This is a genomic window from Rahnella sp. ATs2, assembly GCF_051851855.1.
Lineage (GTDB): Bacteria > Pseudomonadota > Gammaproteobacteria > Enterobacterales > Enterobacteriaceae > Rahnella > Rahnella variigena.
The window spans coordinates 203,480-215,247 of the sequence record NZ_JBLYPL010000010.1; the positions used below are offsets into that span (position 1 = coordinate 203,480).

The 11,768-nt window shown below is 52.1% G+C and carries 13 protein-coding genes; 12 read left to right on the plus strand and 1 reads right to left on the minus strand.

Features of this window, described 5'->3' with window-relative positions:
* Window positions 1-14 precede the first annotated feature (14 nt).
* The 12 genes from lptE (at window position 15) to lipA (ending at window position 11,436) form a co-directional block, all read left to right on the plus strand.
* Entirely contained in the window at window positions 15-653 is a 639-nt protein-coding gene (lptE, locus tag ACJY2G_RS13220; RefSeq protein WP_165353134.1) for an LPS assembly lipoprotein LptE, read from the plus strand.
* Complete coding sequence (gene holA / locus ACJY2G_RS13225) at window positions 650-1,690, plus strand: DNA polymerase III subunit delta (RefSeq protein WP_113876059.1); 1,041 nt, start codon at window positions 650-652, stop codon at window positions 1,688-1,690. The genes lptE and holA overlap by 4 nt, the downstream gene beginning before the upstream one ends.
* Window positions 1,691-1,705: 15 nt before the next feature.
* On the plus strand, window positions 1,706-2,386 hold the full coding sequence (gene nadD / locus ACJY2G_RS13230; protein WP_113876060.1) for a nicotinate-nucleotide adenylyltransferase: 681 nt from the start codon (window positions 1,706-1,708) through the stop codon (window positions 2,384-2,386).
* A 206-nt stretch (window positions 2,387-2,592) separates the two neighbouring features.
* Window positions 2,593-2,910 (plus strand): ribosome silencing factor, encoded by a 318-nt coding sequence (gene rsfS, locus ACJY2G_RS13235; protein WP_015698163.1) that lies wholly within the window; start codon window positions 2,593-2,595, stop codon window positions 2,908-2,910.
* 3 nt (window positions 2,911-2,913) lie between these two features.
* Window positions 2,914-3,384 carry a 23S rRNA (pseudouridine(1915)-N(3))-methyltransferase RlmH gene (rlmH, locus tag ACJY2G_RS13240; protein WP_112287631.1) on the plus strand — a complete coding sequence of 157 codons (471 nt, stop codon included), beginning with the start codon at window positions 2,914-2,916 and terminating at the stop codon, window positions 3,382-3,384.
* A gap of 38 nt (window positions 3,385-3,422) precedes the next feature.
* Window positions 3,423-5,327, plus strand: coding sequence for a peptidoglycan DD-transpeptidase MrdA (gene mrdA, locus ACJY2G_RS13245; protein WP_113876061.1), 1,905 nt, complete (start codon window positions 3,423-3,425; stop codon window positions 5,325-5,327).
* 6 nt (window positions 5,328-5,333) lie between these two features.
* Window positions 5,334-6,446 (plus strand): peptidoglycan glycosyltransferase MrdB, encoded by a 1,113-nt coding sequence (gene mrdB, locus ACJY2G_RS13250; protein WP_112287630.1) that lies wholly within the window; start codon window positions 5,334-5,336, stop codon window positions 6,444-6,446.
* Between the two features lie 9 nt (window positions 6,447-6,455).
* Window positions 6,456-7,607, plus strand: a complete 1,152-nt coding sequence (gene rlpA, locus ACJY2G_RS13255) for an endolytic peptidoglycan transglycosylase RlpA (protein WP_430318949.1) — start codon at window positions 6,456-6,458, stop codon at window positions 7,605-7,607.
* A 172-nt stretch (window positions 7,608-7,779) separates the two neighbouring features.
* On the plus strand, window positions 7,780-8,988 hold the full coding sequence (gene dacA / locus ACJY2G_RS13260; RefSeq protein WP_112287628.1) for a D-alanyl-D-alanine carboxypeptidase DacA: 1,209 nt from the start codon (window positions 7,780-7,782) through the stop codon (window positions 8,986-8,988).
* 124 nt (window positions 8,989-9,112) lie between these two features.
* Window positions 9,113-9,376: a DUF493 family protein YbeD gene (ybeD, locus tag ACJY2G_RS13265; RefSeq protein WP_013576500.1), complete on the plus strand. Its 264-nt coding sequence runs from the start codon at window positions 9,113-9,115 to the stop codon at window positions 9,374-9,376.
* A gap of 76 nt (window positions 9,377-9,452) precedes the next feature.
* Entirely contained in the window at window positions 9,453-10,136 is a 684-nt protein-coding gene (gene lipB / locus ACJY2G_RS13270; RefSeq protein ID WP_430318948.1) for a lipoyl(octanoyl) transferase LipB, read from the plus strand.
* Between the two features lie 334 nt (window positions 10,137-10,470).
* Window positions 10,471-11,436 carry a lipoyl synthase gene (gene lipA, locus ACJY2G_RS13275; RefSeq protein ID WP_095921145.1) on the plus strand — a complete coding sequence of 322 codons (966 nt, stop codon included), beginning with the start codon at window positions 10,471-10,473 and terminating at the stop codon, window positions 11,434-11,436.
* A 121-nt stretch (window positions 11,437-11,557) separates the two neighbouring features.
* Here lipA and tatA read toward each other — a convergent pair whose 3' ends face one another.
* The gene (gene tatA, locus ACJY2G_RS13280) at window positions 11,558-11,764 is read right to left on the minus strand and encodes a Sec-independent protein translocase subunit TatA (RefSeq protein ID WP_112287626.1); all 207 of its coding nucleotides are present in this window, start codon (window positions 11,762-11,764) and stop codon (window positions 11,558-11,560) included.
* Window positions 11,765-11,768: the final 4 nt, after the last annotated feature.

The window sequence follows — 11,768 nt, forward strand, 5'->3', positions numbered from 1 at the left end:
GTCAAGGAGGATCTGTGCGACATCCCTTAGTGACACTGCTGCTGACCGCCGCAGTTATGGTGACAGCAGGTTGCGGATTCCATTTACGTGGAAAAACCAACGTTCCCGACGAACTGCAAACAATCGTTTTAGACAGTGGGGATCCGTATGGTCCGATGACTCGTAATATCAGGACTCAGCTGCGTCTTAGCAATGTGACCATTGTTGATGATCCAACGACGCAGCAGCGTAAAGATATCCCGTCGCTGCGCATTGGTGCGGAATCCTATGGTCAGACGACTGCGTCGATCTTCCAGGACGGTAAAACCGCTGAGTACCAGATGGAAATGAACATCAATGCCACCGTACTGATGCCGGGTAAAGACATTTATCCACTCCACGTAAAAGTGTTCCGTTCGTTCTTTGACAACCCGTTAACGGCGCTGGCAAAAGATAATGAGCAGGACATTATTATCGAGGAAATGCGTCAGCAGGCTGCACAGCAACTGATCCGTAAGTTGCTGACCGTTCATGCGTCTGAACTGCATAAAGCTGAAGATGTCGGCGGACGTGAGGTAGAAGTCATTTCTACCAGTACATCCGCTGGCAGCAAGTCGTCTGAGGATACCAAAGAGGTACCACCAACGACGTCGTCCAGCACGTCTGTAAAATGATCCGAGTTTATCCGGAACAACTTGCCGCGCAGCTCCGTGAGGGGCTGCGCGCTTGTTATGTGTTATGTGGCAACGATCCTTTGTTGCTGCAGGAAAGTCAGGACAGCATCCGCAAAGCGGCGCAGCTGGCTAATTTCGAAGAGCATTACACCTTTATCATCGATAACCATACTGAATGGGAATCAATCTTCAGCATCTGCCAGGCGCTCAGCCTTTTCGCCAGCCGTCAGACCCTGATGCTTATCCTGCCCGAAAATGGTCCGACAGCGCCGGTTGCCGAACAACTCCTTAAGCTCACGACGTTATTGCATGATGACATCCTGCTGCTGTTACGCGGAACTAAGCTGACCAAAGCTCAGGAAAACAGTGCATGGTTTAAAGCGCTGAGTGACAAAGGCGTTTTCATCAGTTGCCAGACGCCCGAACAGGCTCAGTTGCCGCGCTGGGTTTCACGCCGTGCGAAAGAGTTATCTCTGGAGCTTGATGAGCCCGCCAACCAGCTTTTGTGTTACTGCTACGAAGGCAACCTTCTGGCGTTAGCGCAGTCTCTGGAGCGCCTCTCCCTGCTTTATCCGGATGGTAAACTCACGCTGCCACGCGTGGAAGAAGCCGTGAATGATGCTGCACATTTTACGCCATATCACTGGCTGGATGCTCTGCTTGCGGGTAAAAGTAAACGTGCCTGGCACATTTTGCGTCAGCTGCAACAGGAAGACAGCGAGCCGGTTATTTTACTGCGCACCGTGCAACGTGAACTTCTGATGCTGTTGAATCTGAAACGTAAAATGGATAACACGCCACTCCGCACATTGTTTGATCAGCAAAAAGTCTGGCAAAATCGCCGGGCACTGGTGACACAGGCACTGCAACGCTTATCGCTAGCGCAACTTTCTCAGGCCGTACGTTTACTGACTCAAATGGAGATTACGCTAAAACAAGATTACGGTCAGTCAGTCTGGTCGGAGCTTGAAAGCCTCTCCATGCTATTATGTGGAAAACCATTACCCACCCATTTCGCTGGTTTGGGTTCGTATTGAAGTCAGGTATCCGTTATGCCGCGTAACACCTCTCTTACTTCTTCCTCCGGCCCAGCACCGTTGCTGGCCTTTTTTGGCGGCACGTTCGATCCGATCCATTACGGTCATCTGAAACCGGTGGCCAGTCTGGCGAATATCGCCGGGTTTGATCAGGTTATCCTGCTGCCCAATAATGTCCCGCCGCATCGTCCGCAGCCCGAGGCCACGGCGCAACAACGCCTGCAGATGGTTGAGCTTGCCGTCGCCGCCGATCCGCTGTTTTCTGTTGATCCCCGCGAACTGATGGTGGATACGCCCTCCTACACCATCGAGACACTTGCAACGTTACGTAAAGAACATGGCGATGATTGCCCGCTGGCGTTTATCATTGGGCAGGATTCATTGCTGACGTTGCATAAATGGCACCGCTGGGCGTCACTGCTGGATTTCTGTCATCTGGTGGTGATGGCGCGTCCGGGATACAAAGAGCGTCTCGATACGCCAGAATTACAGAAATGGTATGACGCCCACCGGGTGACTGATGCTGAAAAGCTGAAACAGAAACCCTGCGGATTCATTTATCAGGCCAATACGCCCCTGCTGGATATTTCAGCGACAGAAATCCGGGAACGGCGCCATGCGGGGCTAGATTGCTCAGATTTACTGCCAGCAGCCGTTGAGCACTATATTGAATCGCAGGGCTTGTACCGCCAGTAGCGAACGCGTGCTATACTGCGCCGCTTAATTTCGGCTCTCGATAACGCTACGTGACTCACCAATACAATGTATTGATTGTTAAACGTTTTAGGCTGTTTTCCTGATAACCGCTATGTTTATCCATCATGAGACTGATTGTCGCTTCGGTGCCGCACCGGCGAACGTCTTGTGGTGTCAATTGTTTCAAACATCCCCAGGGGGAACCTTTGCAAGGTAAAGCGCTCCAAGATTTTGTTGTCGATAAAGTCGACGACCTGAAAGCACAAGACATCATTGCCATTGATGTTAAAGGTAAATCAAGCATCACTGACTGCATGATTATTTGTACCGGCACATCAAGCCGCCATGTTATGTCCATCGCCGGGCATTTGGTTGAAGAAATCAAAGCCGTCGGTCTCGATGCGATGGGCGTGAAAGGCATCAACGAAGCTGACTGGGTCGTTGTCGATCTGGGCGAAGTGATCGTTCATGTTATGCAGGAAGAAAGCCGTCAGTTGTATGAGCTTGAGAAACTCTGGGGCTGATGCGTGAAGCTGCAACTTGTCGCCGTCGGCACTAAAATGCCTGACTGGGTACAAACCGGTTTTAACGATTATCTGCACCGCTTTCCTAAAGACATGCCGTTTGAACTGACTGAGGTTCCGGCAGGGAAGCGCGGAAAGAACGCGGATATCAAACGCATTCTTGAGAAAGAAGGCGAGCTGATGCTGGCCGCGGTCGGAAAAGGGAATCGCATCGTGACGCTGGATATTCCAGGGACACCGTGGGAAACCCCGCAACTGGCGCAGCAACTGGAACGCTGGAAACAGGACGGACGTAATGTCAGCCTGCTGATCGGCGGTCCGGAAGGATTAGCTCCGGCCTGCAAGGCGGCGGCGGAACAGAGCTGGTCGCTCTCTCCGTTGACACTTCCTCACCCGCTGGTTCGGGTTCTGGTCGCGGAAAGTCTTTACCGTGCCTGGAGTATTACCACTAATCATCCATACCACCGCGAATAACGGGTGGTGAATGTCAGCAACATGAATTAAGTAGTGGGATGAAAATAGATCGTAACCCTTTTCGCGACTATACGGCTGAATCAGCCCTCTTTGTGCGCCGTGCACTGGTGGCGTTCATCGGCATTCTGCTACTTAGCGGTGTCCTGGCCTTCAATCTCTATAACCTGCAAATCGTCCGGTTTCAGGATTACCAAACCCGTTCCAACGATAACCGCATCAAGCTGGTGCCGATTGCGCCAAGCCGCGGGATTATCTATGACCGCAACGGCACCCCGCTGGCGCTGAACCGGACGATTTATCAGCTGGAACTGGTGCCGGAAAAGGTTGACGATTTGCAGGCCACGCTCGAAGGCCTCAGACCGATTGTTGATCTCACCGATGAAGATATCGAAAACTTCAAGAAAGAACGTCAGCGCTCGCGGCGTTTCACTTCAATAGCGGTAAAAACAGCCCTGACCGAAGTTCAGGTCGCGCGTTTCTCCGTGAACCAGTTTCATTTCCCCGGCGTTGAAGTCAAAGGCTATCAGCGTCGCTATTATCCTTACGGCTCTGCACTGACGCACGTGATCGGCTACGTGTCGAAAATTAACGACCGCGACGTAGAACGTCTGGATAAAGACGGTATTCTCGCCAACTACGCGGCGACGCACGACATTGGTAAGCTCGGCATTGAGCGTTATTACGAAGATACCCTGCACGGTAAAACCGGCTACGAAGAGGTAGAAGTTAATAACCGCGGCCGCGTTATCCGCCAGCTTCACGAAGAACCGCCTCAGGCGGGGAAAGATATTTACCTGACTATCGACCTGCCTTTGCAGCAATACATTGAAGTGTTGCTGACCGGCAGCCGTGCCGCGGTGGTGGTGACCGATCCACGCGATGGGGCGATCCGCGCGCTGGTGTCTAACCCAAGTTATGATCCGAACCTGTTTGTGGATGGCATCTCCAGTAAGGATTACAGCGGTCTTCTTAACGACCCGAACAAACCGCTGATTAACCGTACCACACAGGGTGTTTACCCGCCGGCCTCGACCGTGAAACCGTACATTTCAGTTTCAGCACTGACCTCGGGCGTAATCACTAAAAACACGTCGTTGTTCGATCCGGGCTGGTGGCAGTTGCCGGGATCTGACAAGCGTTATCGCGACTGGAAACACTGGGGTCATGGTCGTCTGAACGTCACCAAAGCACTTGAGGAATCGGCTGATACCTTCTTCTATCAGGTGGCTTATGATATGGGCATCGACCGTCTTTCCGAGTGGATGGGCAAATTTGGTTACGGACACTACAGCGGCATCGATTTATCGGAAGAACGCAGCGGTAATATGCCAAACCGTGACTGGAAGTTTAAACGCTTCAAAAAGCCGTGGTATCAGGGCGACACCATTCCGGTCGGTATCGGTCAGGGCTACTGGACAGCAACACCGGTCCAAATCATGAAGGCCATGACCACGCTGATTAATGACGGCAATGTCAAAACGCCGCATTTACTGCTGAGTACCAAAGTTGACGGGCAGCTCGTGCCTTATAAGCAACAGGAAACCACGCAAATTGGTGATATCCATTCCGGCTACTGGGAAATTGCCAAAGACGGGATGTACGGCGTAGCTAACCGACCAAACGGGACTGCGCGCAAATATTTTGCTGATGCGCCTTACAAAGCAGCGGCCAAATCGGGGACAGCACAAGTTTACGGTTTGAAAGCCAATGAAATCTATAATGCGCATAAAATCGCTGAGCATCTGCGTGACCATAAGCTGATGACCTCTTTCGCACCGTACGATAAACCGACCGTGGCCGTGGCCGTGGTGCTGGAGAACGGCGGTGCGGGTCCGGCAGTGGGGACCATTTCCCGCCAGATACTCGACCATATTTTACTGGGCGACAATACGACACAATTACCGGCTGACGCGCCAGCGCCGCCGGGAACCGAAGGTGATTAACCGTCAATGACTGAGAACCAACAGAAAAGATCATTGTGGTCGAAAATGCATATCGACCTGACGATGTTGCTGATCATACTTGCGCTGCTGACGTACAGTGCGTTTGTCATGTGGAGCGCCAGCGGTCAGGATATGGGCATGATGGAGCGTAAAATCGGCCAGATCCTGATGGGTCTGGTGATCATGCTGGTCATGGCGCAAATTCCCCCGCGCGTTTATGAAAGCTGGGCGCCCTATCTTTATATCTTCTGCGTTTTCCTGTTAGTGCTGGTAGATGCGTTCGGCAGTATCAGTAAAGGTGCGCAGCGCTGGCTGGATCTGGGGATTATCAAATTCCAGCCGTCGGAACTGGCGAAGATCGCCGTGCCGTTAATGGTCGCGCGCTTTATCAACCGCGACGTCTGTCCGCCGTCACTGAAAAATACCGCTATCGCACTGGCGCTGATTTTTATCCCTACCCTGCTGGTGGCCGCGCAGCCCGATCTCGGCACCTCGATTCTGATTGCCGCCTCAGGTCTGTTTGTGCTGTTTCTTTCCGGTATGAGCTGGAAACTGATCGCCGTCGCTGCCATTCTGGTTGCCGCGTTTATCCCGATTTTGTGGTTCTTCCTGATGCACGATTATCAGCGTGATCGCGTAATGATGCTCCTCGATCCGGAAAGCGATCCGCTGGGAGCCGGCTATCATATTATTCAGTCGAAAATTGCTATCGGTTCGGGCGGACTATCCGGTAAAGGCTGGCTGCACGGTACGCAGTCACAGCTGGAATTCCTGCCGGAACGACACACCGACTTTATCTTTGCCGTACTGGCCGAAGAACTGGGCCTGATTGGCGTGCTGGTGCTGCTGGGGCTGTACCTGTGCCTGATCATGCGTGGTCTGGTGATCGCCGCCAATGCGCAAACAACTTTCGGGCGTGTCATGTCCGGCGGACTGATGCTGATTCTGTTCGTTTATGTCTTTGTTAACATCGGCATGGTCAGTGGTATTGTCCCGGTAGTTGGGGTACCTTTGCCTCTGGTCAGCTATGGCGGGTCAGCACTCATCGTGCTAATGGCAGGGTTTGGTATCGTCATGTCGATACATACTCATCGAAAAATGTTGTCAAAAAATTTATAGAGGTGAGCAATGCGTAAGGAGTGGCTTGGAGCTGTCATTATCGGTTTGCTGTTAAGTGGTTGCGCCACTGAAGATACCCAGCAACAACAACCGGCACCGCAACAAGCCTATAACGGCCCTGTGGTGGAAATCGGCGGGGCTGATCCGCGTTACGAACCTTATAATCAGGGCACGATGCAGGATTATACCGTTAACGGTAAAACCTATAAGATCATCAAAGACCCGTCTAACTTCTCTCAGGTCGGTCAGGCTGCCTGGTACGGTCAGGAAAATGGCGGCAACACCACGGCAATCGGTGAAGAATTCGACCCGAGTGCCATGACCGCCGCGCACCCGACACTGCCGATCCCAAGCTATGTTCGCGTCACCAACATGGCAACAGGCCGTATGCTGGTTGTGCGTGTTAACGACCGTGGTCCTTATGTGCCGGGCAAAATCATTGACCTGTCACAGGCGGCCGCAGATCGCCTGAATCTGACCAACAGCACTAAAGTCCGTATCGATTTCATTAATGTGGCACAAGACGGCACATTGTCCGGACCGGGTACGATTGGTACGACTGTCGCTAAACAATCTTACGCCCTGCCGTCACGTCCAAGTTTAGGTGCCAGCAGCATGGGCACGCCAACGCTGAGCGCTCAACCGGTCGATACGTCAGATGTGCGTCCGATCAGCAACAGCACCCTGAGTAATCCGAATGCTGCGCCATTAACCAATGAAGAAGATAACAACGCCGCCGTAGCCTCTGCACCAGCAGCGACCACGATGTCCGGTAACAGCGGCAGCGGCGGATTTCTGAGTGCGCCAACACCTCTGCGTCAGGGGGTGTTAGAAGGCAGCGAACCGGTGGCAGCACCGGTTGCTGTCGCCAGTGCCGCGCCGGTAGCAGCAACTGCGGCCTCCGCAGCGCCTGCGCATACCACTGCCGTTCCTTCCTCGGGATTTATGGTACAGGTTGGCGCACTGAGCAATCCTCAGAATGCGCAACTGTGGCAAAAAAGCCTCAGCCAGCGTTTCTCTGTACCCGGTAAAGTCCAGGCCAATGGCAGCACCTATCGCGTGCAGCTTGGTCCGTTCAGCACCCGCCAGCAGGCAGAACAGCTGAAACAGCGACTGGCCAGCGAAGCCCAGCAGCAGTCTTTCGTCACTGCCAGTATGTAATTTAGAAATACGGGGCTGCGGCCCCGTTTTTATAAGTGCTCTGTCTAATAAGAGCTCTGTCTTATAAGTAAAAATCAGTAAGCGCCGGTAATCGAAGATGTCTGACTTATGACTCTTCTGCTATAGTGGCGCACGTTTATCACTTACTCCCACGGATGTTGTTGTCCCGATCATGAAACTTGTAAATACTTCACGTTTAGTCAAAAGCCTCGCATTTGGCACCGTAATCACTTTAAGTGCAGCGTCCGCCTATGCCGACGATGTTAATTTAAAAACAATGATCCCTGGCGTTCCGCAAATTGATGCTGAAGCCTATGTCCTGATCGACTACAACTCCGGTAAAGTTTTGGCAGAAATGAATGCCGACGCACGCCGCGACCCTGCCAGCCTGACAAAAATGATGACCAGTTATGTTATTGGTCAGTCTATTAAAGCCGGCAAAATCTCTCCAACCGATATCGTGACCGTCGGTCAGGACGCCTGGGCAACCGGCAATCCGGTGTTCAAAGGCTCTTCCCTGATGTTCTTAAAACCAGGCGATCGCGTGCCGGTTTCTGAACTGAACCGCGGTATTATCTTGCAATCAGGTAATGACGCCTGTGTGGCGATGGCCGACCATGTTGCCGGCAGCCAGGACGCTTTCGTCGCCATCATGAACAACTACGTGAACGCGCTGGGTCTGAAAAATACCCATTTCGGTACCGTTCATGGTCTTGATGCCGCCGGTCAGTACAGCTCCGCCCGTGATATGGCGCTGATTGGTCAGGCGCTGATCCGTGACGTGCCGGAAGAATACGCCACCTATAAAGAGAAAGAATTCACCTTCAACAATATCCGCCAGATGAACCGTAATGGTTTGCTGTGGGATAACAGTCTGAATGTTGACGGCATTAAAACCGGTCATACCGATTCAGCAGGTTACAACCTGGTGGCTTCCGCGACTGAAGGCCAGATGCGTCTGATCTCTGCCGTCATGGGCGGTCACACCTACAAAGGTCGTGAAGTTGAAAGTAAAAAGCTGCTGACCTGGGGCTTCCGCTTCTTCGAAACGGTTTCTCCGCTGAAAGCCGGGAAAGAGTTTGCCTCTGAGCCAGTCTGGTTTGGCGATACCGACCGTGTCGCGCTGGGTGTCGAAAAAGATGCATACCTGACCATCCCACGTGGCCGTATGAAAGACCTGAAAGCCAGCTACGTGCTGAACACTCCTGAACTGCACGCGCCGTTGCAGAAAAATCAGGTGGTTGGCTCAATCAACTTCCAGCTTGATGGTAAAACCATTGATGAGCGCCCTCTGGTGGTGATGAACGAAGTGAAAGAAGGCGGCTTCTTTGGTCGCATCGTGGATTACATCAAACTGATGTTCCACCACTGGTTCGGTTAAGTGGCTGCTTGAAAAAGTTTGCAACAATCCCCATATAACCGGTATAGATTATGGCTCCCGCTACGGCGGGAGTTATACTTTCAGAGACAAAACTTAATACGCTGTACAACACGCTGGAGTGCACATGAAAACCAAACTGAACGAACTGCTCGAATTCCCTTGTCCCTTTACTTACAAAGTAATGGGCCTGGCACAACCCGAGCTGGTGGACCAGGTTGTGGAAGTCGTGCAACGCCATGCGCCTGGTGACTACAATCCTCAGGTAAAACCGAGCAGTAAAGGGAATTATCACTCCGTTTCTATTACGATCACTGCCACCCACATCGATCAGGTCGAGACCCTGTACGATGAGCTGGGCAATATCGAAATTGTCCGCATGGTGCTGTAAGCCCTTTCTGACCGATACGCGCGGGAGCCACAACACTGTCGCGCGTTCTCCCCTTCCCTGACTGACGATAACTGCCGTGCAACCACATAACCCGCAAGAACGTATCGTACTGCGCCAGCTTGGCCTTCAGCCTTATGAGCCCGTTTCTCTGGCCATGCACCACTTCACTGAACACCGTAACGCTGACTCGCTTGACGAGATCTGGCTGGTTCAGCATCCGCGTGTCTTTACGCAGGGTCAGGCAGGCAAAGCTGAACATGTTCTGATGCCCGGCGATATTCCGGTTATCCAGAGTGATCGCGGCGGTCAGGTGACGTATCACGGTCCCGGTCAGCAGGTGATGTACGTGATGGTGGATCTCAAGCGCAAAAAGCTCGGCGTCCGCCAATTAGTCACCGCTATCGAACAAACGGTAGTGGATACGCTGGCGTATTTCTCTATCGACGCTTATCCGCGTGCTGACGCGCCGGGTGTCTATGTCGATGGCAAGAAGATTTGTTCGCTTGGTTTGCGCATTCGCAAAGGCTGTTCGTTACACGGTCTGGCTCTGAATATTGATATGGATCTGGAGCCGTTCCACCGGATCAATCCCTGCGGATATGCCGGTCTCGAAATGACTCAGGCCAGTCTGGAAATGCCGGGATTAACAGTCGATCAGGTCATGCCTGTTCTGGTGAAATCCTTTAACCATCGCCTTGATTATCAGCAGGTTGAATATCTGCCGTGGCAGATTGAACACTATTCCTCTTCAGCGGAATGATTTTCATCGATTCAAAACTGCGTCATAAAACCTGCTGCGAAAAAATATTTACACACCATTAACACCCTCTCTCCGGCAGGGGGTGCTTGTGGAAAAAGTTAATATTTTCAATCCACTGGAATCATTACAGGGTTGGTTTTTCGAGAATTATTCTTGTTTAAGGTTAAATAATTGCAGCATTTAGCACTTCAGGCCATGACGAAGGGCTGAACGCAGGGATGCTTCAATGATATAATTTCCGCATTATTTCTACTTTTTTTGATGAATCAGCCAGTTCATTGAATGTCCTGAAAAAACTCGGGTAACGAGTGACAAACCTGGAAGCTGCGAGATTATGAGTAAACCGATTCAGATGGAACGCGGCGTCAAATACCGCGATGCAGACAAGATGGCGTTAATCCCGGTGAAAACCGTGGTCAGTGACCGGCAGGAAATGTTACGTAAGCCGGCATGGATGAAAATCAAATTACCTGCCGACTCAACGAAAATTCAGGGCATTAAATCAGCGCTGCGCAAGAACGGCCTGCATTCTGTCTGTGAAGAAGCGGCTTGTCCTAACCTTTCCGAATGCTTCAACCACGGCACCGCGACCTTCATGATCCTGGGCGCTATTTGTACCCGTCGCTGCCCGTTCTGCGACGTGGCACATGGTCGTCCGACCGCACCAGACACCAATGAGCCAGAAAAACTGGCGCAAACCATCTCGGATATGGGTCTGCGTTATGTGGTTATCACCTCTGTTGACCGTGATGATCTGCGCGACGGCGGTGCTCAGCACTTTGCTGATTGTATTACGGCAATCCGCGCGAAAAACCCGACAATCAAAATCGAAACGCTGGTACCGGATTTCCGTGGCCGTATGGATCGCGCACTGGACATTCTCAATGCCAGCCCGCCGGATGTGTTTAACCACAATCTGGAAAACGTGCCACGCGTTTACCGTCAGGTTCGTCCTGGCGCGAACTACGAATGGTCACTGACCTTGCTGCAACGCTTTAAAGAAGCGCACCCGGAAATCCCAACCAAATCTGGCCTGATGGTCGGTCTGGGTGAAACCAACGAAGAAATCATCGAAGTGATGCGCGACCTGCGTCGCCATGGTGTGACCATGCTGACGCTCGGCCAGTATTTACAGCCAAGCCGTCACCACCTGCCGGTACAGCGTTACGTGAGCCCGGAAGAGTTTGACCAGATGAAAGAAGCGGCGATGGAAATGGGCTTCACCCATGCAGCCTGCGGTCCGTTCGTGCGTTCTTCTTATCACGCCGATCTGCAAGCCAAAGGCTTAGAAGTTAAATAAAGTCTGACGTGGTGCTCCGGCACTGCGTTTAATATTTTGTTACTTCTTATCGCCGAAAACAAAAAAGGTTGTTCGTGAGAACAACCTTTTTTCATGCCCGGAAAACGTGATTGAGTCAGACTCAGTCTTTGTGCTCTACGCGTTCAGCCGGTTTAGCTTCTGCTGTTTTTTCAGCAGCTGCCGGAGCCGGATCATCATTCATGGCTTTCTTGAAGCCACGCAGTGCTGCACCCAGGTCGCCGCCCAGAGAACGCAGTTTGCTGGTACCGAACAACAGGACGATCAGCACGCCGACCACCAACAATTTAGTAATACTTAGACCTTCCATACAT

Coding starts and splice junctions, on each gene's coding strand:
- holA (WP_113876059.1), top strand. CDS start 650: ATGATCCGAGTTTATCCGGAACAACTTGCCGCGCAGCTCCGTGAGGGG.
- ybeD (WP_013576500.1), top strand. CDS start 9,113: ATGAAAACCAAACTGAACGAACTGCTCGAATTCCCTTGTCCCTTTACT.
- nadD (WP_113876060.1), top strand. CDS start 1,706: ATGCCGCGTAACACCTCTCTTACTTCTTCCTCCGGCCCAGCACCGTTG.
- mrdA (WP_113876061.1), top strand. CDS start 3,423: ATGAAAATAGATCGTAACCCTTTTCGCGACTATACGGCTGAATCAGCC.
- dacA (WP_112287628.1), top strand. CDS start 7,780: ATGAAACTTGTAAATACTTCACGTTTAGTCAAAAGCCTCGCATTTGGC.
- mrdB (WP_112287630.1), top strand. CDS start 5,334: ATGACTGAGAACCAACAGAAAAGATCATTGTGGTCGAAAATGCATATC.
- rlpA (WP_430318949.1), top strand. CDS start 6,456: ATGCGTAAGGAGTGGCTTGGAGCTGTCATTATCGGTTTGCTGTTAAGT.
- tatA (WP_112287626.1), bottom strand. CDS start 11,764: ATGGAAGGTCTAAGTATTACTAAATTGTTGGTGGTCGGCGTGCTGATC.
- lipA (WP_095921145.1), top strand. CDS start 10,471: ATGAGTAAACCGATTCAGATGGAACGCGGCGTCAAATACCGCGATGCA.